Annotated in this window: 16 protein-coding genes; 6 read left to right on the top strand and 10 right to left on the bottom strand. The window is 64.2% G+C overall.

What is annotated here, in order from left to right:
- Positions 1 to 148: 148 nt before the first annotated feature.
- Positions 149 to 994, top strand: coding sequence for a fumarylacetoacetate hydrolase family protein (locus tag NKH52_RS13790; protein WP_127294714.1), 846 nt, complete (start codon positions 149 to 151; stop codon positions 992 to 994).
- A gap of 272 nt (positions 995 to 1,266) precedes the next feature.
- On the opposite strand, the gene NKH52_RS13785 is transcribed toward NKH52_RS13790, so the two are convergent.
- The 6 genes from NKH52_RS13785 to NKH52_RS13760 form a co-directional block, all read right to left on the bottom strand.
- The gene (locus NKH52_RS13785; protein ID WP_352730247.1) at positions 1,267 to 2,265 is read right to left on the bottom strand and encodes an ABC transporter ATP-binding protein; all 999 of its coding nucleotides are present in this window, start codon (positions 2,263 to 2,265) and stop codon (positions 1,267 to 1,269) included.
- Positions 2,266 to 2,280: 15 nt separating this feature from the next.
- Complete coding sequence (locus tag NKH52_RS13780) at positions 2,281 to 3,342, bottom strand: Gfo/Idh/MocA family protein (protein ID WP_352730245.1); 1,062 nt, start codon at positions 3,340 to 3,342, stop codon at positions 2,281 to 2,283.
- Complete coding sequence (locus NKH52_RS13775; RefSeq protein ID WP_127265686.1) at positions 3,339 to 4,178, bottom strand: carbohydrate ABC transporter permease; 840 nt, start codon at positions 4,176 to 4,178, stop codon at positions 3,339 to 3,341. Before NKH52_RS13775 ends, NKH52_RS13780 begins: the two co-directional genes overlap by 4 nt.
- A gap of 226 nt (positions 4,179 to 4,404) precedes the next feature.
- Positions 4,405 to 5,334 carry a carbohydrate ABC transporter permease gene (locus NKH52_RS13770; RefSeq protein ID WP_352730242.1) on the bottom strand — a complete coding sequence of 310 codons (930 nt, stop codon included), beginning with the start codon at positions 5,332 to 5,334 and terminating at the stop codon, positions 4,405 to 4,407.
- Positions 5,335 to 5,587: 253 nt separating this feature from the next.
- Positions 5,588 to 6,847 (bottom strand): ABC transporter substrate-binding protein, encoded by a 1,260-nt coding sequence (locus NKH52_RS13765; RefSeq protein WP_352730240.1) that lies wholly within the window; start codon positions 6,845 to 6,847, stop codon positions 5,588 to 5,590.
- Positions 6,848 to 6,871: 24 nt separating this feature from the next.
- Positions 6,872 to 7,831 (bottom strand): N-acetylmuramic acid 6-phosphate etherase, encoded by a 960-nt coding sequence (locus tag NKH52_RS13760; RefSeq protein WP_352730238.1) that lies wholly within the window; start codon positions 7,829 to 7,831, stop codon positions 6,872 to 6,874.
- 198 nt (positions 7,832 to 8,029) lie between these two features.
- Between NKH52_RS13760 and NKH52_RS13755 the strand changes: the two genes are divergently transcribed.
- From NKH52_RS13755 to NKH52_RS13735, 5 genes are read left to right on the top strand one after another with little or no spacing between them, the layout of a single operon-like run.
- Complete coding sequence (locus tag NKH52_RS13755) at positions 8,030 to 8,911, top strand: glucosamine kinase nucleotide-binding domain-containing protein (RefSeq protein ID WP_352730236.1); 882 nt, start codon at positions 8,030 to 8,032, stop codon at positions 8,909 to 8,911.
- Positions 8,908 to 9,690, top strand: a complete 783-nt coding sequence (locus NKH52_RS13750; RefSeq protein WP_027040192.1) for a GntR family transcriptional regulator — start codon at positions 8,908 to 8,910, stop codon at positions 9,688 to 9,690. The genes NKH52_RS13755 and NKH52_RS13750 overlap by 4 nt, the downstream gene beginning before the upstream one ends.
- A 17-nt stretch (positions 9,691 to 9,707) precedes the next feature.
- A complete protein-coding gene (locus NKH52_RS13745) occupies positions 9,708 to 10,742 on the top strand; it encodes an SIS domain-containing protein (protein WP_352730516.1) in 1,035 nt (344 codons plus the stop codon).
- A complete protein-coding gene (gene nagA / locus NKH52_RS13740; protein WP_352730234.1) occupies positions 10,739 to 11,917 on the top strand; it encodes an N-acetylglucosamine-6-phosphate deacetylase in 1,179 nt (392 codons plus the stop codon). The genes NKH52_RS13745 and nagA overlap by 4 nt, the downstream gene beginning before the upstream one ends.
- A gap of 60 nt (positions 11,918 to 11,977) precedes the next feature.
- Positions 11,978 to 14,017, top strand: a complete 2,040-nt coding sequence (locus NKH52_RS13735) for an ABC transporter ATP-binding protein/permease (RefSeq protein WP_352730514.1) — start codon at positions 11,978 to 11,980, stop codon at positions 14,015 to 14,017.
- Between the two features lie 26 nt (positions 14,018 to 14,043).
- Here NKH52_RS13735 and NKH52_RS13730 read toward each other — a convergent pair whose 3' ends face one another.
- From NKH52_RS13730 to NKH52_RS13715, 4 genes are all read right to left on the bottom strand, one after another.
- The gene (locus tag NKH52_RS13730; RefSeq protein ID WP_352730232.1) at positions 14,044 to 15,558 is read right to left on the bottom strand and encodes a malonate--CoA ligase; all 1,515 of its coding nucleotides are present in this window, start codon (positions 15,556 to 15,558) and stop codon (positions 14,044 to 14,046) included.
- A gap of 164 nt (positions 15,559 to 15,722) precedes the next feature.
- Complete coding sequence (locus tag NKH52_RS13725) at positions 15,723 to 16,463, bottom strand: GntR family transcriptional regulator (protein WP_352730230.1); 741 nt, start codon at positions 16,461 to 16,463, stop codon at positions 15,723 to 15,725.
- Between the two features lie 409 nt (positions 16,464 to 16,872).
- On the bottom strand, positions 16,873 to 17,550 hold the full coding sequence (rpe, locus tag NKH52_RS13720; RefSeq protein WP_352730229.1) for a ribulose-phosphate 3-epimerase: 678 nt from the start codon (positions 17,548 to 17,550) through the stop codon (positions 16,873 to 16,875).
- Between the two features lie 220 nt (positions 17,551 to 17,770).
- Positions 17,771 to 21,616 (bottom strand): DUF7929 domain-containing protein, encoded by a 3,846-nt coding sequence (locus NKH52_RS13715; RefSeq protein ID WP_352730227.1) that lies wholly within the window; start codon positions 21,614 to 21,616, stop codon positions 17,771 to 17,773.
- Between the last annotated feature and the right edge of the window lie 9 nt (positions 21,617 to 21,625).

Below are 21,625 nucleotides of genomic sequence, written 5' to 3'. Positions count from 1 at the left end.
AAAATCCCGCGCGCCGGCTATCTTGTATGGCGATCGCGCTTGTCCGTAGTCAGGTCGATGGGTACGGTCCGCCGGTTCCTTGAAGGAGCATCGCCTTGGCGGAAAGTTTGCAAAGGGCCACGAGGCCGCAATCAGGAGAAGGATTTAGATGAAACTGCTGCGCTATGGCGAGGTGGGAAGCGAACGTCCCGGCCTGCTCGATGCGGATGGAACGATCCGTGATCTCTCCGCTCACGTCACCGATATCGGCGGCAAGACGCTCGACCCGGCATCGCTGGCTGCACTGGCGAAGCTCGATCCCAAGTCGCTACCGGCGGTTTCCGGCAGCCCGCGCCTCGGCGCCTGCGTTGCCGGCACCGGCAAGTTCATCTGCATCGGCCTCAACTATTCCGACCATGCCGCCGAAACCGGCGCCACCGTGCCGCCGGAGCCGATCATTTTCATGAAGGCAAGCTCGGCCATTGTCGGGCCGGATGACGACGTGCTGATCCCGCGCGGCTCGGAGAAGACCGACTGGGAAGTCGAGCTGGCCGTGGTCATCGGCAAAACCGCCAAATATGTCAGCGAGGCCGACGCGCTCGACTATGTCGCCGGCTATAGCGTTGCCCACGACGTCTCCGAGCGCGCTTTCCAGGCCGAGCGCCAAGGCCAGTGGACCAAGGGCAAGAGCTGCGACACGTTCGGCCCGACCGGCCCATGGCTGGTGACCAAGGACGAGGTCGCCGATCCGCAGAACCTCAAAATGTGGCTGACCGTCAACGGCAAGACGATGCAGAACGGCTCGACCAAGACTATGGTCTATGGCGTCAAATATCTGGTGTCCTATCTCAGCCAGTTCATGTCGCTGCACCCCGGCGACATCATCTCCACCGGCACGCCGCCCGGCGTCGGCCTCGGCATGAAGCCGCCGGTGTTTTTGAAGGCCGGAGATGTGGTGGAATTGGGCATTGAAGGCTTGGGCCAGCAGAAGCAGACGTTCAAGGCTGACGTGTAGGCTTCTCTGTTCTCTCCTTGTGTCTCTGGAATGAGAAGAGGAAGGGGCGGTTTCGCGCCCTTCCTCTACCCCGTCGATCGGGGGAGAGGTGGCGAGCGAAGCTCGACGGAGTGGGGGCTCGACCCGCTCGTCTGTCGAAGCGACTGTACTGACACGTCAGTCCCTATCCTATGGCGGTTTTGGCTTGGGTCCAGGTCTTCCCCCACTCCGTCGCCGCTTCGCGGCGCCACCTCTCCCCCCTCCGGAGGGAGAGGAAGGAAGAGGGTGTCAAGCTACTTCAACACCTTCCCATCAGCGCCAAACCGATACGTCTTCGCCGGATCCGGCGTCGCATACAGCGTGGCACCCGGCTCGGCATCATAAACACCAAAGATCCGCACGGTGATCAGACCGGCCTTCTCGCAATCGAGATAGAGGTTGGTGTCGGCTCCGAGGTGCTCGGCGTGCACCACCGTTCCCTTCCAGGCGCCGGATTTCGGATCGACGGTCAAATGTTCCGGCCGCACGCCGATGGTCTTGGCGGTTTCGCCAAGCCTGGCGCCGTCGACGAAATTCATCTTCGGTGAGCCGATGAACCCGGCGACAAACTCATTTGCCGGCGAATTGTAGAGCTCCATCGGGCCACCGATCTGCTCGATTTTCCCTGCGTTGAGCACCACGATCTTGTCGGCCAGCGTCATCGCCTCGACCTGGTCGTGGGTGACGTAGATCATCGTTGCCTTCAGCCGGCGATGCAGCTGCGCGATCTCCAGCCTTGTGTTGACGCGCAGTGCCGCGTCGAGGTTGGACAATGGCTCGTCGAAGAGAAAAAGCTTGGGTTCGCGCACCACGGCGCGACCGATGGCGACGCGCTGGCGCTGGCCGCCGGAGAGTTCGGCCGGACGCCTTTCGAGATAGGGCTCCAGCGACAGCATCGACGAGGCGACGCCGATGCGCCGCTCGATCTCGGCCGCCGGCGTGCCGGCCTGCTTGAGGCCAAGGCCCATATTGTTCTTCACCGTCAGATGCGGGTAGAGCGCGTAGGTCTGGAACACCATGGCGATGCCGCGCTTGGCCGGCGGCGTGGCGGAAACGTCCGCGCCGTCGATGACGACGCGGCCCGAGGTCGAATCCTCCAGTCCCGCAATGACCCTGAGCAAGGTCGACTTGCCGCAGCCAGACGGCCCGACGAACACGACGAACTCGCCGTCGTTCACTTCGAGGTTGATGCCCTTCAGCACCTCGACCGGCCCAAAGGCCTTCTTCACGTTCTCGATGTTCAACGAGCCCACGGCTTCGTCCCTGTTCTAGAGTTTGACGGCAGCGCCACTGCGCACGCTCTCGTCTGCGGCGAGGCAGACGGCGAGCGATTTGACCGCGTCGTCCATGTGTTTGGTGAGATCGAGATCCTCGCGGATCGCCTTCAGCACGAAGGCCTGTTCGAGGTCGCAGAGGTCCTGATGGCCGGGTTCGCCTGCCATCGACAGCATTTCGTCGGCCTTGAGAAACTTGCCGTCCGCGCCGGTCGCCGCATTGTGCAGGCGGATGGTGGAGGTCTTGGTGTGGGTGTCGATGTCATCCGACTTCACACCTTCCTTCATGACGATCGACACGCAGCCATTGGGCGAGATCACGTCCTTCACGAAGAAGGCCGTTTCCGAAATCATCGGCCCCCAGCCGGCTTCGTACCAGCCGACCGAACCGTCATCGAACAGCACCTGCAGGTGACCGTAATTGTACATCGACGGCGCCACCTCCCCGGTCAGCCGCACGCCCATGCCGCGCACCTCGACCGGCTTCGCGTCGGTGATCTGCAGCATGACGTCGAGATAATGCACGCCGCAATCGACGATCGGCGACGTCGTCTGCATCAACTGCTTGTGCGTCTCCCAGGTATGGCCTGAGGATTGCTGGTTGAGGTTCATGCGGAAGACGTAGGGGCCGCCGAGCTTGCGCGCTTCGGCGATAAGCCTGATCCAGGACGGGTGATGGCGCAGGATGTAGCCGATCACCAGTTTTTTGCCGTTGGCCTTGGCCGCCGCCACGACGCGCCGGGCATCGGCGACCGTCGTTGCCAGCGGCTTTTCGACGAAGACATGGCAGCCGGCCTCGAACGCCTTCACCGCGTAATCGGCATGGCTGTCGGAATAGGTGGCGATGCAGGCGACATCGGGCTTTTCGTCGCGCAGGGCTTCATCGAAGGAGCGCCTGATGCCGTAACCCGACAGCCCGTCCGGCAGCGGCACGTCGGAGCGGTTGATCAGCGCTGCGATCTGAAAGCCCGGATTGGTGTGATAGGCCAGCGCATGGCTGCGGCCCATATTGCCGAGGCCGGCAACGACGACGCGAAGAGGTGTTTCAGAGTTCACTTGACGGCTCCGGACGTGATGCCGCGGATCAGCTGCCGCGAGAAGATGACGTAGAGGATCAGCACCGGCATGATCGCCAGCGACAGTGCGGCCAGGATGGCGTTCCAGTTGGTGACGAACTGGCCGAGGAAGAGCTGGGCGCCGAGCGTCACCGTCTTGGTTTCTTCCGACGGCGCCAGGATCAGCGGGAACCACAGATCGTTCCAGATCGGGATCATGGTGAAGACGGCGACGGTCGCCATCGAGGGCCTGACCAGCGGCAGCACCAGGCGGAAGAAGATTGTGTATTCCGACAGGCCGTCGATGCGGCCGGCATTCTTCAGATCGTCCGACACCTGCTTCATGAATTCCGACAGGATGAAGACGGCAAGCGGCAGGCCCTGCGCGGTGTAGACCAGGATCAGCGCCGTCAGCGTGTTGACCAGCCCGCTCGCCACCATCAATTGCAGGATGGCGACGGTGCCCAGCCGGATCGGGATCATGATGCCGAGCGCCAGATAGAGCCCCATCAGCGAGTTGCCACGGAAGCGGTATTCCGACAGTGCGAACGCTGCCATGGCGCCGAACAAGAGCACGAAGAACAGCGAGGCGACGGTGACGACGAGGCTGTTCTGGAAATAGTGGATGAAGTCGCCCTGGCCGATGACGGTCGTGTAGCCGATCAAGTCGAAGGTTTTTGGCGTCGGCGGCGTCAGCGGCGCACCGAAGATGCCGGCTCGGGACTTGAACGAGTTCATGATCACTAGGATAACCGGAAACAGCGCGATCACCGTGTAGGTCAAAAGGATCGCGTGGGCGCCGATGGTGCGGGGCACGGAACGGGTGGCGGTGCTCATTGGGAGGTCTCCTGACGAGCTGCATTTCCAAGGAATGGCGCCCAGGGACCCCCCTCTGTCCTGCCGGGCATCTCCCCCGCAAGGGGGGAGATTGGCGGCGTTGGCCTTACCGCACATCTTGCAACGCTGGAGATTGGCGAAGGTCGAAATGACATCTGATCTCCCCCCTTGCGGGGGAGATGGCCGGCAGGCCAGAGGGGGGTGTTCAAGCTCGACATCTCGCCCCTCAGAACTGGTAGCGACGCAGGCGCGTCTGGACGAGGAAGAGGTAGACGCAGACGCCGCCGAGGATGATCAGGAACATCATCGTGGCGATCGCCGCACCCATATTGGGGTCGCCGGTCTGCAACTGGAAGCCGAAGAAGGCGCGGTAGAGGAAGGTGCCGAGAATGTCGGTCGAATAGTTCGGCCCGGCGAGCGCGCCTTGCGCGGTGTAGATCAGGTCGAAGGCGTTGAAATTGCCGACGAAGGTGAGGATCGAGATGATGCCGATCGACGGCAGGATCAGCGGCAGCTTGATCTTCCAGAACTGCGACAGGCCGGTGATGCCGTCGCATTCGGCGGCCTCGATCACCTCTTCGGGGATCGACAGCAGGGCGGCATAGATCAGCATCATCGGGATGCCGACGAACTGCCACACCGAGATCAGGCTGAGTGCGGTCAGTGCATATTGCTCCTTGCCGAGCCACGGCGTGAACAGGCTTTTGAGGCCGACGATATCCATGAGATGCGGCGCCACGCCCCACAACGGGGACAAGATCAGCTTCCAGGCGAAACCGACGATGACGAAGGACAGGATGGTCGGAACGAAGATTGCGGTGCGGTAGAAGGCCGCGAATCTGAGTTTCGGGCTGGACAGAAGCGCCGCCAGCATGACGCCGATCGGGTTCTGCACGATCATGTGGATGATGAAGAACCAGGTGTTGTTCCTGAGCGCGTTCCAGAAACCCACCGACCAGTTGGGGTCGCCGAACAGGGTGCGGAAGTTTTCCAGCCCGACGAAGACCTGGTGCTGCTCGATGTTGCGGAACAGCGACAGCTGCAGCGTGCCGGCGAGCGGCAGGATCATGATCGCCGAGTAGACGAGCACCGCCGGCGCCAGGAAGATGCCGATGTGCCAGCGGAACGGTCTTTTCGGTCTGATATCTGCGGCCATGAGTTCGGTCCCCGCCGTCTCTCGGTTCCAAAGGGTGTCGATCTAGATGATGCCTCGATGCAAGGCCCGAACATCCTTGCCCGATGCGGCAAGAACAAAGGCCTGCGACTGATCAGCTAGCCTTTCCCCACAAGGGAGGGTAAGGCCGAGAGGCGGTGCCGACAATCGCATTCTGAAGACAGGGCTCTATCTGAAACCAGGATAGTCCGGAACCGGCCAGGCGTGCGCCCGGCCGGCTCCGTTGCCTGAGCTCTTACTTCGCCGGCTTGTACCAGCTGTCGAGACCGGTCTGCAGCTTCTTGGCCGCGGCTTCCGGCGTATCGGTGCCGTTGATGACGTTGGCCGATTCAACCCAGGTCTCGTTCTCGAGGTTCGGCGTGCCGCGCGACAGTATCTGGTAGGTCGAACGGATCGTCGGCTTGCACTTGGCGCGCCAGGAGACGAATTCCTGCGCCAGCGGGTCTGCCATCTTCACCGGCGAGGAGTTCAGGCTGAAGAAGCCCGGCAGCGCGTTGGCATAGATGGTGGCGAAATCCGGCGAGGCGACCCAGGACAGGAAGGTCTTGGCCGCATCGGCATTCTTCGAAGCCGCATTGAGGCCCATGCCGATATCGGTATGGTCGGAGATGTAGCAGGTGTCGCCGGCCTTCTCGACCGGCGGCGGGAAGGCGCCCATCTTGAACTGCGCCTGGGTGTTGAACAGGCCGATTTCCCACGAGCCGGCCGGGTAGATGGCGGCGCGGCCGAGCGTGAACAGGTTCTGGCTGTCCGGATAGGTCTGCGCCTCGAAGCCGTCGCCGAGATAAGGCTTCCACTTGGCCAGTTCCTCATAGGGCGCGACCCAGTCCTTGTCGGTCAGCTTCTGCTCGCCCTTGATCAGCGCCGCGCGGCCGTCCTCGCCCTTCCAGTAGTTGGGGCCAATGTTCTGGTAGCCCATGGTCGCGGCTTCCCAGAGATCCTTGGTGCCCATCGCCATCGGAATGTAGGTGCCGTCGGCCTTGATCTTGTCGAGCGCGGCGAAGAACTCGTCGCGGGTCTCCGGCACCTTGATGCCGAGCTTGTCGAAGGCGTCCTTGTTGTAGATGAAGCCGTGGATGACCGAGGCCATCGGCACGCAGAAGCTCGCCTTGCCGTCGTCGGTCTGCCAGGCGGACTTTGCCACGGGCGAGAAGTTCTCCATGCCCGGCAGCGCCGAGAGGTCGGCAAGGTTGCCCTTCTTGAACAGCTCGAGCGACTTGTCGAACGGGCGGCAGGTGATCAGGTCGCCCGCCGAGCCGGCGGCGAGCTTGGCGCCCAGCGCCGCGTCATATTCGGTCGGCGCCGACGGCGCGAACACCACCTTGATGCCCGGATTCTTGGCTTCGAAAGCCGGGATCAGCTTGTCCTTCCAGATGGCAAGGTCGTCGCCGCGCCAGCTTTCGATGTTGAGCGTTACGTCGTCGGCATAGGCAACCCCGGCCGAGCCGAGAATGCTGGTGCCCAAAAGCAGTGCCGTCAGTAGTTTCGTTGTCATGCTCAGTCTCCCTGTTGACCTTTTTCAGGTTCGGTTTTGAGAACCTTTTTCAGGTTCGGTTTTGAGAACGGAGGCAGTGCGCCCTTTGCTCCCCTCGATCGCGGAAAGGGCCGGCCGCAGCTTCTGGCCGGCCTCTTCCAGTATTTTCTGCGCCGCGTCAGCGCTGGCGGCGCCGGCGGCGAGCAGAATGGCGGTCTTGACCGCGCCGCCGCTCTTCTCGAGCAGGCGGGCCGCCTCGTCCGTGTCGCGCCCGCTGACGGCGGCGACGATGCGCGCCGCGCGGTCGCGCAGCTTGATGTTGTCGGCCATGAGATTGACCATGTAGCCGTCATGCACATGGCCGAGATGGATTGCGGTCAGCGTCGACAGCATGTTGAGCGCGATCTTCTGGGCAGTGCCGGCGCCCATGCGCGTGGAGCCGGCGATCAGCTCCGGTGGCGTTTCGAGCAGGATGGCGGTTTGTGCCCGGCGCAGCAGCGCAGAGTCCCTGTTGTTGGCGATGCCGATGGTGGCAGCGCCGCGGCGGGCGGCCTCCTCGATGGCCTTGACGGCATAGGGCGTCGTGCCGCTGGCGGAAATGGCGATCAGGCAGTCGCCCTTGCCGAGGCCGGCCTCGGCGACCGCTGCCGCAGCCTCCTCGGTATCGTCCTCCGGCCCGCCGGCGAGTGTGCGGAAAGCGTCGCCGCCGCCGGCGATCAGGATAGCGATGCGATCGCGGTGAATGCCGAAGGTGCCCGGCAGCTCCAGCGCATCGGCCAGCGCCATCAGGCCTGAGCTGCCGGCAGCGGCGTAGGCGAGCTTGCCGCCGCTCTTCAGCCTGCCGGCAATGATCTCGGCGGCCCTGGCGATGGATGGAATGGCGTGGCGCACGACCTTGGCGGCTTCGATCTGCGCATCGGCCAAATAGGAAAGGACGGTGTCCGGGGCCTGGATATCCAGCCCCTGGGCATTTTTGTGAAGCGCTTCGGTGCGCGTTTCGGCCATCCCGGTTCCTCCAATACCAGAACAATACCAAAAAAATACCACTTGTCCACACGCATTAACGAATTCGCTGGTCGGAAATCGCCGATCCGACGAAATACATAGATTTTTCAATAAAATACGGCTTAATCTTTTTGAAACGGAAATTAACCCTTGGCTATTGGTATTTTATTGGTATTATCCGCCCGGAGGAGAAATCACGTGAATTTCGTGCTCGGAATCGATGGCGGCGGCACCAGCTGCAGGGCCGCCCTGGCAACGGCGGACGGCACGGTGATCGGCCGCGCCAAAAGCGGCGCCGCCAACATCCGCACCGACCTGACCGGCGCCCGCTCGAACATCGTCGAGGCCGCGCGGCAGGCGTTCCTCGCCGCTGGGCAGGATGCGGAATTGATCCCGCAGACACCCGCAATTCTCGGCCTTGCCGGCGCCAATGTCGGCACCTACCGGCAGCAGCTCGAAGCGATCCTGCCGTTCAGCATCAGCCGCGTCGAGACCGACGCCGAGATCGCACTGGAAGGCGCTGTCGGCTCCGGTGACGGCGCCATGGCGATCCTCGGCACCGGCACCGCCTATATGGCGCGCAGACAAGGCAAATCGCGCGCCATCGGCGGCTGGGGCTTCCAGGTTGGCGACCAGGGCAGCGGCGCCCGTATCGGCCGCGACCTGCTCGAACAGACATTGCTTGCCTATGACGGCGTCCGCGAAGGTTCGCCGCTGACGCAGAGCATGCTGGCCGTGTTCCGCAACAACCCGGAGGACGTCGTCGAATTCACCACCAATGCCAAGCCGGGCGACTTCGGCGGCTTCGCACCCAAGGTGTTCGAGCATGCCGAAAAGGGCGACAGCGTCGCCAACTGGATCCTCGACAGGGTGGTCGCCGACGTCGAAGCCTCGCTCGGCGCGCTCGACCTTGCCGACGACGCGCCGCTGTGCCTGCTCGGCGGGCTGGCGCCGCTCTACGCGCCGCGCCTGTCTGCCCGCTATCGGGCGCTGCTGAAGCCGCCGCTCGACGACGCACTGGGCGGCGCGGTGCAGATGGCGGTTCGCCTTTTCGCCGGACACGCGGAGGCGGCCCGATGAGCGAGGCCGCCGACCAGATCTTCGCCACGCTCAAACATCAGGCGCAAAGCGGCGCGCCGCTTTATCTGCAGCTTCGCAAGAGCATCGAGGACGCGGTCAATCGCGGCCTGATCGGGCCGGGCGACGCGTTGCCTTCCGAGCGCGACATTGCCACCAAGGCCGATATTTCGCGGGTCACCGTGCGCAAGGCGGTGCAGGACCTCGTCAAGGGCGGCATCCTGGTGCAGCGCCACGGCTCCGGCACTTTCGTGGCGCCGCGCATGGAGCGTGTCGAACAGTCGCTGTCGCGACTGACCTCGTTCACCGAAGACATGGCGCGGCGCGGCATGGCTGTGCGTTCGGCATGGCTCGACCGCGGCCTTTACGCACCTTCGCCCGACGAGATGATGGTGCTCGGTCTGTCCTCGAGCGAACTGGTGGCGCGCGTGGCGCGCCTGCGCATCGCCAACGACACGCCGCTGGCGATCGAGCGCGCCTCGCTGTCGGCCAGCGTCTTGCCCGACCCGGCCGATATAGGTTCCTCGCTCTATGCGGCGCTGGAATTGACCGGCAACCGGCCGGTGCGCGCCGTGCAGCGCATTTCCGCCGCCAATCTCGGCGACAGCGACGCGCGCCTGCTCGAAGTGCCGCCAGGCATTGCCGGCCTGCACATCGAACGCATTTCCTATCTGGCGAGCGGCAAGGTGATCGAATTCACCCGCTCCATCTACCGGGGCGACGCCTATGATTTCGTCGCCGAACTGCGGCTGACAGGGCCGAGCGAAGAGGGCCGACCATGAGCACGACAGAGCCGACCATGTCGGCAGAAATGACCTATATGCGGCGCGAGATCGAGGAGGTCCCGCAAGCGGTCGCCCGCCTGCTCGACGGCTCCGGCGCCGTGTTGACCGAGGCCGGGCGCGGCATCCGCGAACGCGACCCGCAGTTTGTCGTCACCGTGGCGCGCGGCTCGTCCGACCATGCCGCCACCTTCATGAAATATGCCGTCGAACTGACCGCCGGCCTCGCCGTCGCATCGGTCGGCCCGTCGATCGCCTCGATCTATGGCCGCAAACTCAGGCTTGCCGGCTCGGCCTGCCTGGCGATCTCGCAGTCGGGCAAGAGCCCCGACATCGTCGCCATGGCCGAAACCGCGCGGGCGGGGGGCGCGCTGACCGTCGCCATCACCAACACCGCCGATTCGCCGCTGGCGCGCGCTTCGGACTATGCGATCGATATCCTGGCCGGCCCCGAGCGCAGCGTGGCGGCAACCAAGACCTTCATCAATTCGGCCGTCGCCGGCCTCGCTCTGATGGCGCATGCCACCGGCGACGATGCGCTGTTGGCCGCACTTGCCCGCCTGCCGGAGCATTTCGGCAAGGCGATCGCCTGCGACTGGATGAGCGTGCTGTCTGAGACGATCGAGAAGCAGAAGTCGCTGTTCATCCTCGGCCGCGGACCCTCGGCGGCGATGGCCAATGAGGCGGCGCTGAAATTCAAGGAAACCTGCGGCATGCATGCCGAGGCCTATAGTGCGGCCGAAGTCATGCATGGCCCGCTGGCGCTGATCGGCCCCGACTTTCCGGTGCTGGCGCTGGCCGCGCGCGATGCGTCCGAACCGTCGATCGCCGAGGCCGCCGACAGCCTGGCGGCCAAGGGCGCGCCGGTGTTCGTCACCTCCGCACTAGCCCAGCGCGCCGTGCGCCTGCCGCACGTCGCCACCGGCCATCCGCTGACCGATCCGCTGACGCTGATCGTCTCCTTCTACATGTTCGTCGAGGCCTTTGCCCGCCATCGCGGTCTCGACCCGGACACGCCGCGCAATCTTCGCAAGGTGACGGAGACAGTATGAGCGATCGCTTTGCCCTGACTGGCGCCCGGATTTTCGATGGAGACGACTGGCATGAAGGCCACGCACTTGTCGTGCGCGACGGTCTCGTCGAGGCCATTTTGCCCGCCGGCGCCATCCCCTCGGATATCCGCGTCGTCGACACCGGCAGCGGCGTGCTGGCGCCGGGCTTCGTCGACCTGCAGGTCAATGGCGGTGGCGGCGTCATGCTCAATGACCACCCCGATGTCGCTTCGATCGAGACCATCTGCCGCGCACATGCGCCCTTCGGCACGACGGCGCTGCTGCCGACGCTGATCACCGACACATCAGACATCACCGCCGCCGCTGTCGCCGCCGGCGAGGCAGCGGCGCGCCAAAAGGTGCCTGGATTTCTCGGGCTGCATCTCGAAGGCCCGCATCTGTCGGTCGCCCGCAAGGGTGCACATGATCCGGCACTGATCCGGCCGATGACGGATGCAGATCAGGCGATGCTGATCGCCGCGCGGCAGAAACTACCGGTGCTGCTCACCACCATTGCCCCGGAATCCGTCGAGCCGGCGCGCGTCGCGGCACTCGCCAAGGCCGGCATCATCGTCAGCCTTGGCCATTCCGATACCGGCTATGCCACCGCCAGCGCTTTTGCCGCGGGCGGCGCCTCGATGGTCACCCATCTGTTCAATGCGATGAGCCAGATCGGCAACCGCGAGCCCGGACTGGTCGGCGCGGCCATCGACATCGGCACCTTGTCGGCCGGTCTCATCGCCGACGGCATCCATGTCGATCCGGCCACGATCAAGATCGCGCTGCGCGCCAAGCAAGGTCCCGGCAAAATCGTGCTGGTCACCGACGCCATGGCGACAATCGGCACCGACATGACGTCGTTCACGCTCAACGGCCGCACCATCTATCGAAGGGATGGCAGCCTGAGGCTCGCCGACGGAACGCTGGCGGGCGCCGATCTCGATATGATCTCGGCCGTTCGTTTCATCCACCGCGTCGTCGGGGTCGAGCTTTCCGAGGCCTTGCGCATGGCTTCGCTCTATCCGGCGCAAGCAATCGGTCAGTCGCACCGGCTTGGCCGATTCGCCAACGGCACGGCTGCGGATATTGTCGCGCTGTCGGACGATCTCGACACGAAGGGCGTCTGGATCGGCGGCGAAAAGGTTTTTGCGGCCGGCTCCGACACTGTGCGTTGATATCAGGTCAAGTCGGCTGACGTCATGAAACCTTTTGATTTTGAGGTCGTTGTCGGACGTATGTCCGAGGCGAAACCCAAATTGAAACAGGCCGACGGCATCAAACCGCGCGGTGCCTTGAAGCCGCGACAGCAAGCGCCGCGTGACCAGAGGCCACGCCACGAGGAGCTGCGCGAAAAAAAGCCGTCGACCGCCGAAGCTGCCCCCGAGGTCGACGGCCAGCCGGGACCGCCGCCGGAGGCTGTCGAGCCCGATCCGCAGCTGACGCCGGAAGAGGCCGAGCAGGCGCGCAGAAAATACCTGCTACGGCGTTTCTGGATCAGCGGGCGCGGCTACTGGGCCCGGCGCGGCGACGGGCTTGCCTGGCCGCTCACGATCGGGCTGTTGATCCTGATCTGCGTCAATGTCGGCTTTCAATACGGGATCAACGTCTGGAACCGCGCGTTCTTCGACGCCATCGAGCAACGCAACGTCCACACCGTCTATGTGCTCAGCGCCATATTCCTGCCGCTCGTGGCTGGAAACGCGGGCCTTGTGGTCGCGCAGGTCTATCTGCGCATGACAATCCAGCGCCGCTGGCGTTCCTGGCTGACCACCGCCGTCATCGCGCGCTGGCTCGCCAATGGCCGCTACTATCAGTTGAACCTCGTCGCCGGAGACCACTCCAATCCCGAAGCCCGCCTCACGGAGGATCTGCGGATCGCCACCGAGTCACCCGTCGATTTCGTCTCCGGCGTCCTCAACGCGTTCCTGTCGGCCTCGACCTTCATCGTGGTGCTGTGGACGATCGGCGGCGCGCTCACTTTGCCGATCGGCGGCGAAAGTCTGACCATTCCGGGCTTCCTCGTCATCACCGCGGTCATCTATGCTGCCATCACCTCCACGTCGATGGTGGTCATCGGCCGCCATTTCGTCCGGCTCTCCGAGCAGAAGAACCAGGCGGAAGCCGAATTCCGCTATACGCTGACGCGCGTGCGCGAAAACGGCGAGAGCATCGCATTGCTCGGCGGCGAGGAGGAGGAGCGCAGCGGCATCGACAGGAATTTCGGCCATGTGCTCCGGCAATGGGCGCTGCTGACGGGCCAGCACATGCGCACGGCGCTGGTGTCGCAGGGGTCGAGCCTGTTTGCACCGGTCGTGCCGGTCCTGCTTTGCGCACCGAAATTCCTCGAAGGCTCGATGTCGCTCGGACAGGTGATGCAGGCTGCCTCCGCCTTCGCCATCGTGCAAGGCGCGTTCGGATGGCTGGTCGACAACTATCCGCGTCTTGCCGACTGGAACGCCTCGGCGCGGCGCATCGCCTCGCTGATGATGTCGCTCGACGGGCTCGAGCGTGCGGAGCAGAGCGACGCGCTTGGACGCATCCAGCACGGCGAAACCGAAGACGGTGCGATGCTCAGCCTCGACGATCTCTCCGTCACGCTCGACGACGGCACCTCCGTGGTCAAGGAAACCGAGGTTGCGATCGAACCGGGTGAGCGCGTGCTGGTGGCTGGCGAATCCGGCTCGGGAAAGTCGACGCTGGTGCGGGCGGTTGCTGGCCTGTGGCCATGGGGCGGCGGCAGCGTCAATTTCCACGCCGACAGGCGACTGTTCATGCTGCCGCAACGCCCCTACATCCCCTCGGGCACGCTTCGCCGCGCGGTCGCCTATCCCGCAGCGGCGGACAAGTGGACGATCAAACAGATCAAGGCCGCCCTGGACAAGGTCGGCCTTGCCTATCTTGCCGAAAGGATCAAGGAAGAAGCGCCATCGGACCAGACGCTGTCAGGCGGCGAAAAGCAGCGTCTTGCCTTCGCGCGCCTGCTGCTGCACCGCCCCGACATCGTCGTGCTGGATGAAGCAACCTCGGCGCTCGACGAGAAGAGCCAGGAAACCATGATGGCGACGGTGATCCGTGAATTGCCTGATGTCACCATCATCAGCGTGGCGCACCGGGCCGAGCTGGAAGCCTTCCACAGCCGCAAGATCACCCTGGAACGGCGCGAGGGCGGCGCCAAGCTTGTCAGCGACATCAACCTCGTCCCACGCAAGCGCAACCTGCTGAAGCGCGCGTTGTGGGGCTCCGGCAGTCGGGTCGAAAGGCCGCGCAAGGAGTAGGCGCCCCTGCCCCAGGCACCGCGCAACTATGATGCGTATATGTCCTTGTAGGTGTCGCGCAGCAGGTTCTTCTGTACCTTGCCCATGGTGTTGCGCGGCAGCTCATCGACGAAGATCACCCGTTTCGGGTGCTTGTATTTCGCCACCCGTCCGGCGATGGCGCCGAGAATTTCGGCACCGGTGATCCGCGATGACGGCGCCCGTACGACGACAGCGGTGACGCCCTCGCCGAAATCCGGATGGGCAACGCCGATGACGGCGCTTTCACTAACCCCGTCGAGCGCGTCGATCTCGCTTTCGAGCTCCTTCGGATAGATGTTGTAGCCGCCTGATATGATCAGGTCCTTGCCGCGGCCGACAATGTGGACGTAGCCGTCGGCGTCGACCATACCGAGATCGCCGGTGATGAAGAAGCCGTCGGGGCGGAATTCCGTCTTGGTCTTCTCCGGCATGCGCCAATAGCCGCCAAAGACGTTTGGGCCCTTGACCTCGATCATGCCGACCTCGCTTTGCGCAAGTGCTGCCCCGCTGTCGGGATCGGCGATGCGAAGCGTGACGCCGGGCAAGGGGAAACCGACCGTGCCGGCGCGCCGCTCGCCCTCATAGGGGTTCGAGGTGTTCATGTTGGTCTCGGTCATGCCGTAGCGTTCGAGGATCGCGTGGCCGGTGCGCTCGCGCCAGGCCTTGTGTGTCTCGGCCAGCAGCGGCGCCGACCCGGAAATGAACACACGGATGTTTTTTGCCGCCTCATGGTCCAGCCCATCCTGCTGCAGCAGGCGCACGTAGAAGGTCGGCACGCCCATCAGGGCCGTGGCACGCGGCATCAGCGAGACGATGCGGGCCGGATCGAACTTCTGCTCGAACAGCATCGAGGCGCCGGCCATCAGGATGACGTTGATGGCGACGAACAGGCCGTGCGTGTGGAAGATCGGCAGCGCGTGGATCAGCACGTCGTCCCCGGTGAAGCGCCAGTGCTCGACCAGCACGCGCGCGTTGGAGGCGAGGTTGTCGTGGCTGAGCATGGCGCCTTTCGAACGGCCGGTGGTTCCCGACGTGTAGAGGATTGCCGCGAGGTCATCCCGCCCGCGCGCCACGTCACGAAAATCCGTCGGCAGCCGCGAGGCCTGATCAGTCAGAGATCCCCGGCCTTCGCGGCCGAGCGTGACGGTGACGGCGCCCGTCCTTTCCGCCAGCGCGCCGATGTCGGCCGCTCTTGCCGGGTCGCAGACGACCAGGCGTGGTTCCGCGTCGCCGAAGAAATACTCCAGCTCGGCCAATGTGTAGGCGGTGTTGAGCGGCAGGAAGACGGCGCCGGCGCGCAGGCAGGCGAGATAGAGCAGGACCGCTTCCGGGCTCTTCTCGACCTGCACGGCAACGCGGTCACCGGGTTCGACATCCAGTTGCAAGAGCGCATGCGCAAGCTGCGCCGAGCGGGCCAGCATATCGCCATAGGTGAGCGAGCGGCCATCATCGGTTTCCATCAGCAAGCGCGCTGGCGACGGCATCCGGGACCGGAACGCATCGAACAGATGATTGCTCATGAAGACTTCCCTGGGTGCGGCGGCGCTGGGGCATGCGCCTGTCGCGGCATGCCTTGGCGGCGAGAGTTCGCGGTTCTTGGCCGCGCCGTCAAGTCCGCCGGCAGCGGTTCACGCCAGCCGCGCCGACGCAGGTCGAGCGCAAGAGACCCACCAGGAAACGACTGCTATCGCCGAGCGCGTTTGCCGGCGAGTTCCTTCGTTTCGTCGTCCTGCTCGAAGCGTTTCATGCACATGGCGGCAGTCAACCGGTAGTGGTTGAGCAGTGCCTCGACGGCACCGTCGGCATTGCCGTCCAGGGCACATTCGGCGATCAGGCGATGCTCGCCGAAATCATCGCGCTGGACGCCTTCGCCATCATTGGCCATTTGCCGGTAGCGATAGGCGTGATCGGAGAGCTGGTCGCAAAACCCCACCAGCCATTGCGACCGGCAGGCCGAAATCAGCACCCTGTGAAAGATGCGATGCAGCCTCTCCCAATCGGGATTGAGCGAGACGAGGTTCTGCGGCGAAAAACGTGACGCACGGCCCAGGCGATGCAGCGCCAGCACGAGTTGTTCTTCCCATTCGGCGGTGCGGTGGGCGATGGATTCGCGAAGCGCCCGCTCCTCGAGCCAGCAGCGGGTGCGCGTCAGCTCTTCGAGTTCCGACGCACTGACCGGCATGATGAAGAAGCCGCGCTGGTCGTGCCGGCCGAGAAGTCCTTCCGAGGCGAGGCGATTGAGAGCCTCGCGGACAGGTGAGGCGCCGGCCCCATATTTGGAGACAACCCATTCGACCCGCAGTTTGCTCTCGGTTTCAAGGACACCGCCGAGAAGATCGTCCCGCAATTGCTGATAGACCGTACTGGCAAGCGTGCTCTTCGGTCCCGCAGCGTCGTCGTTCAGATTGGCAGCTCCGTATGTCATAGCGACTCCTTGTCCCGAGGACTTGTCCTGGGCGATTCGAGTCCGAAAGCATTCGCCTTCTCGTACTTGTACCATACAGTGCGAGCATTCGCCTGCTCAAGCAGAAGATCACGTTATTGTACTTTAGCACAAAGGAATATGTGGCATTCCGGAGTTCAATGCTGTAATTCCGCGCATTTTCACAACCTGTGGAAACTTAACATGTTTTGTATGCACGCAGGAGAATCTGTCTTTCTGTTCTTTTGTATGCGCGCGAAATCAACTGTCTGCTTTGGCCATAGACCGGCGGACCTGAGACCGAATCAGGCAACCGCTCAGCCCGATGCCGTTGCGCATCAGATCTTCACAAGCCCCGCCCGGGACCAGAACCTTAGCCGGCATGTCGGGCTGAAGGCGGGAACAGCGCTGGTCAGCCGGCTGCGTTGTCGGCTGCCGCCCTGATCGCCTGGATGTTCTGACGATAAGCCTCGACGCTGCCGCCCTTGAAGATGGCGGCGCCCGCCACCAGCACGTCGGCGCCGGCAGCGGTGACCAGCGGCGCAGTTTCGGCTGAAACACCGCCGTCGATTTCGATGCGGATCGGCCGGCCGCCGATCAGGGCCTTGACCCGCTTCACCTTGTCGACAACCGCCGGGATGAAGGCCTGGCCGCCGAAGCCCGGATTGACGGTCATGATCAGGATCAGGTCGAGCCGGTCGAGCACATATTCGACCGCGCTTTCCGGCGTCGCCGGATTGAGCGACACACCGGCCTTCTTGCCAAGGTTTCTGATGGTCTGCAGCGAGCGGTCGAGATGCGGGCCGGCCTCGGCATGCACGGTCAAACCGTCGCAGCCGGCCTCGGCGAAAGCGGCCAGATAGGGGTCGGCCGGGGCAATCATCAGATGGCAGTCGAAGAAGGCCTTGGTGCGGTTGCGGATCGCCTTGATCACCGGCGGCCCAAAGGTGATGTTGGGCACGAAGTGCCCGTCCATCACATCGAGATGGATCCAGTCGGCGCCGGCCGCCGCCACGGCTTCGACCTCATCACCGAGCTTCGAAAAGTCCGACGCCAGCACCGATGGTGCAATCAGGGTCTTTCTGCTCATGGATGCGGCCTTTCCGAGCGGCCTTTTCGTCCGGCCACCCTATCGACTGCCTAATGCGCCACAGCCGACTTGTCGAGGGTGCAGGCGCGGTCGGCGCGCAGGCTGGGGTGCGTGCCGTTATCCGCGATCATGGTGCGGCCAATACCCGCTTGCTTCGGAGCCATAAGAAAAACCCGCCGGATTGCTCCGGCGGGTTTCTGGTCTCGTGTCGAGCAGGTGGTTATTGCTGCTGGAGCTTCAGGATTCTGTCTTGAACCGGATCCTGCTGCTGTTCGACCTGCGGCCTGCGCCGTGGCAGTACCTGCTGCAGCAGCAGGCCGGGGTTGAGCTCCAGCGACGGTTGTCCGCGGACCGGCCGGCAGTTCGGATAGCGTCCGATCGTGCCTTCCGGGCAGCGCCGCCTGATGATCGGTTGGCACTGGCCATTGATCATCTGCGAGCCCGGTGCGCATTCCACCTCCTGCCTGCGGCATGCGCCGTTGATCACCTCGGTCCCACGCGGGCAGACACACTCGCCGCGCTTGTTGTGGACCTGGCCGCGTATGTCGCATTGCTCCTGCGTCGGCTGCTTGCGCCGGCAGGCATTGCCCCGCACCTCGGTACCCCTCGGGCAGACACAAATGCCGTTGGCGTCGTGGACCTGACCACGGATCGTGCACTGCTCAGGCTTTGGCCGGATCGGACGGCAGGCGCCGTTTCTGACCTCGGTACCCCTTGGGCAGACACAATCGCCATCCGCGTCGTGGATCTGACCACGGATGATGCACTGCTCAGGCTTCGGCTGGATCGGGCGGCAGGCACCATTGCGCACCTCGGTCCCTCTCGGGCAGACGCAGTCTCCATCGGCGTCGTGAACCTGACCACGGATCGTGCACTGCTCAGGCTTTGGCTGGATCGGGCGGCAGGCATTGCCCCTGATCTCGGTTCCCCTGGGGCAGACGCAATCGCCATCCGCATTGTGGACCTGGCCACGGATGGCGCACTGCTCGGGCTTGTCGGTCCTGACACATCTGCCGTTCTCGAGCCCGGTTCCGCGTGGGCAGACGCAACGTCCGTCCGCGGTGCGGATCTGGCCTTCGAGCAGCACACAGCGCTTCGGCTGTTCCGGCTTCGGCACGATACCACCGCCCGGCGAGCACTGGCCGTTGCGGTAGGTGGTGCCTTCCGGGCAAACGCAGCGGCCGGCATCGTTCATGACGAAGCCTTGCGAGCATTCCTTCTTCGTCTCCTGGCTAATGGTGAAGGGATGGCAGGCATAGGCCTTGCCGCGATCGCCCTGCACATTGGTCTGATCGCCGCCGAGCACCTCGCCACCGCCTTGCACCCGTGTGTCGGGAGAGAGCACGCCGACGCAGTTCTGGCCGCTGACATTGCCCTGCAGATTGGCCAGGCGACCGTCGTCGGGAATGACCACGGTGACATGGTGCACCTGGCTTTCGCCGGCGCCGAGCGTCAGGTTGGCAATGCAGGACGCAGGCAAGGTTGCCGGTTCCGGCGAGCAGCCGAAGGGCGGATCGATCGACGTGATCTCAACGCCTTCCAGCCTGCCGAGACCGTCCACGCCGATCGCATCGCCGATGCGTACCGGCCCGGAGAAGGCGGTCGCTCCGTCATTGGTGATGGTGATCTCGAACGAGCAGGGTTGGCCGAGCCGGCATTCGCGGTCGCCGGTCTTTTCGACACGGATGGTCGAAGAACCGCCGCCCTTGGCGCAGGCCTGGCCAAAGGGATAGACGACGTCGTCGCCCGGCGCCGGACCATACGAACCGCGCGCGCAGTTCTCGAACGCCCCATTGGCCGAGACCGTCACGTCGAAGTGGCGGCTGGTTCCAGGTACCATGACGGCACCGGGAATCTGGCATGACAGCGCATTGGCCGGAACCGGTCCGCACGCCCACTCAGCGCCGTCAGGGGTGACGGTCTGGATCTGGACAGGCGCGCCGCCGGCCACCAGCGTGGCGGCATCGTTGACCCGCACCGGGCCGGGGGGGGCAGCGGTGCCAAGGCTGATGACGGTGATGCGGCAAGAGATGGCCGCAGCGCCGGCGAGCGAGCCGTTGCACACCTTGGTGATGCGCAAGGTCGGCTTGCCGCCATTGGGATGACGGAAGCGTTCCTTTGCGCAGGCCTTGTTGTTGGTGAGATCGTTTTCACCGGGGATGGGCTTCACCGTCGCGCAATTCTCGACAGTGTCCGACTGGTAGCCGGCCGGCATGACCGCCTTGACGACGATCGGCGTCGAGCCGCCCGGAGGCAGCGAGATGCCCGCATTGTCGCAGCGGAACAGCCCGGGGCCGGTTGGTGCGCAGGTCCATGGCGGGCTCGGGCCGAAGGTCGAGGAGGCTGGCGCGCCGGCCGGATAGCTGTCTATCACGGTCAGCGGCCCGTTATAGGTCGACGTGCCGTTATTGATGATGTCGATCACAAAATAGCAGATGCCGTCGGCCGTGCAGACCGGGACGCGGGCACGCTTCTTCAGGATCAGGTCGACCTTCTTTTCGACCGGCGGCCGGCAGTCGCGGTCACGGTCGCCACGTCGGCAGACCGGGATCGAGGCACAGCCGCGATCGTTCGACTGGCTGCCGAACAGTGGCTTGCCGCTGGCCCCGTAATTATAGGTGGCGCAGTTGCGCAAGACGCTGCCTTGCCAGCCTCCGGCCGGCTTGAAGCCGAGCTTGAGATCGACGGAGGCTCCCGGATTGAGCGTGGTCACCGGATAGGTGCAAATCATCGGGGTGGTGCCGGGTACGCATACCCAGGGCGGATTGGGCCCTGAATCGAGCGTCGATCCGGCCGGCAGCGTCACCTCGTCGAGCACGATCTTGCCGTGGTAGGCACCGGTGCCGACATTGGTGACCCTGATGGTGAAGCCGCAGCCGCCGCCCATCGTGCAACGCGTCACGTCGGCGCGTTTCTCGACCTTGAGGTCGGGCTCCTTGTCCTTGGGCGGGCACCTCTGGTCACGCGGGATGACGATGTCGATGGTCTGCGTGCAGCAAAGGCCCCAGCCTTCCTTCGGACCGGCATAGGTTTCGATGCCGGTGACGATGAGGTGGATGACGTCGCCGGGCGATGCACCGACGATCTTCCAGTTGAGGACACCGCCGCCCGCCGGCACCAGTTGCGTGTCGGGGACGATGGTGATGCCGGGCGTGGTTGTCGACACCTGCACCCACTTGCCGCCCATCTCCGGGCCGACCGGCATGTGGTAGATGAAGGCACCGCCGCCGGGCACGCAGTCGACGGTGCCGCGCTCCACCTTGAAGCATTCCTTGCCGGGAGGTAGTGGCGGCGGGTTGCACTTGGTGACGTCGATCTTGATCGAGGTCTTCACGCCGGTCTTGAAGTCGCCGTCGTCGGGCTTGATGGGATCCTGCGACGGGATGATGGTCCCGGTGCCCGGTCCGGCGGTCACCTTGATCATCCCCTGGTTGTCGACGATCGTCGGCGCGGGAAATGCCGCATGATCGATCTTGGCCGTGATCTTGAAGTTGATGACGCGCTCGTTGGGAGCGCCGGCGCCGTCGAGATCGGAAGTGGAGATGCGGAAGTCTGAAACAACAGCGGTATCGTTGGGACCCGCCGAGGTGCTGATCGTCGCGCCCGGCAGTGGTCCGCCGGATGAATCCGTGCCGTCGCCGGACACATTGACGTTGACGATCTCAAGGCCGTGCGGAAGCTGGTCCTTAAAGTCGACCCGGACCTTCTTCAGCCTGGCCTCAAGGCTTGGGTCGGCAAGACCCTGCGGATCGCCGCGCAGGCCGAAGCTCAGCGAATAGACGACGTAGTCGCAGCCTCGTTGAGTGCCTTTCTTGGTGAAGAAGGGCACGACCCGGTCGGGCCTCGGAGTGATGACGCGCGAACTGTCGAGATCGAGCTTCAGCTCCGAGGTGATCGGGGCAGCGCCTTCCGCAAAGCCTTGCACCGGGGTTAGCATGGCGACCGCGATACCGGCCGCCATCAGCCAGCGCGCGCTGCGCCTGGCGTATGACAGGGGTTTCATGATCGTCTCCATGACGGTTTCTTGAGTGTTGGTTGCGAACGGGGAGAGTGCGAGATTTTTCATCTTCCCCTC

Source organism: Mesorhizobium sp. M1066 (assembly GCF_040318635.1).
In the GTDB taxonomy this organism is placed as follows: domain Bacteria; phylum Pseudomonadota; class Alphaproteobacteria; order Rhizobiales; family Rhizobiaceae; genus Mesorhizobium.
Note: the sequence above shows the minus strand (reverse complement) of the source record. Positions and strands in the feature narration are given on the sequence as shown.

Bases quoted from the DNA above. Each gene is read 5' to 3' on its own strand.
- NKH52_RS13750 (WP_027040192.1), top strand. From the start codon at position 8,908: ATGAGCGAGGCCGCCGACCAGATCTTCGCCACGCTCAAACATCAGGCG.
- NKH52_RS13730 (WP_352730232.1), bottom strand. From the start codon at position 15,558: ATGAGCAATCATCTGTTCGATGCGTTCCGGTCCCGGATGCCGTCGCCA.
- NKH52_RS13760 (WP_352730238.1), bottom strand. From the start codon at position 7,831: ATGGCCGAAACGCGCACCGAAGCGCTTCACAAAAATGCCCAGGGGCTG.
- NKH52_RS13770 (WP_352730242.1), bottom strand. From the start codon at position 5,334: ATGGCCGCAGATATCAGACCGAAAAGACCGTTCCGCTGGCACATCGGC.
- NKH52_RS13715 (WP_352730227.1), bottom strand. From the start codon at position 21,616: ATGAAAAATCTCGCACTCTCCCCGTTCGCAACCAACACTCAAGAAACC.
- NKH52_RS13790 (WP_127294714.1), top strand. From the start codon at position 149: ATGAAACTGCTGCGCTATGGCGAGGTGGGAAGCGAACGTCCCGGCCTG.
- NKH52_RS13765 (WP_352730240.1), bottom strand. From the start codon at position 6,847: ATGACAACGAAACTACTGACGGCACTGCTTTTGGGCACCAGCATTCTC.
- rpe (WP_352730229.1), bottom strand. From the start codon at position 17,550: ATGAGCAGAAAGACCCTGATTGCACCATCGGTGCTGGCGTCGGACTTT.
- NKH52_RS13745 (WP_352730516.1), top strand. From the start codon at position 9,708: ATGTCGGCAGAAATGACCTATATGCGGCGCGAGATCGAGGAGGTCCCG.
- nagA (WP_352730234.1), top strand. From the start codon at position 10,739: ATGAGCGATCGCTTTGCCCTGACTGGCGCCCGGATTTTCGATGGAGAC.
- NKH52_RS13775 (WP_127265686.1), bottom strand. From the start codon at position 4,178: ATGAGCACCGCCACCCGTTCCGTGCCCCGCACCATCGGCGCCCACGCG.
- NKH52_RS13725 (WP_352730230.1), bottom strand. From the start codon at position 16,463: ATGACATACGGAGCTGCCAATCTGAACGACGACGCTGCGGGACCGAAG.
- NKH52_RS13735 (WP_352730514.1), top strand. From the start codon at position 11,978: ATGTCCGAGGCGAAACCCAAATTGAAACAGGCCGACGGCATCAAACCG.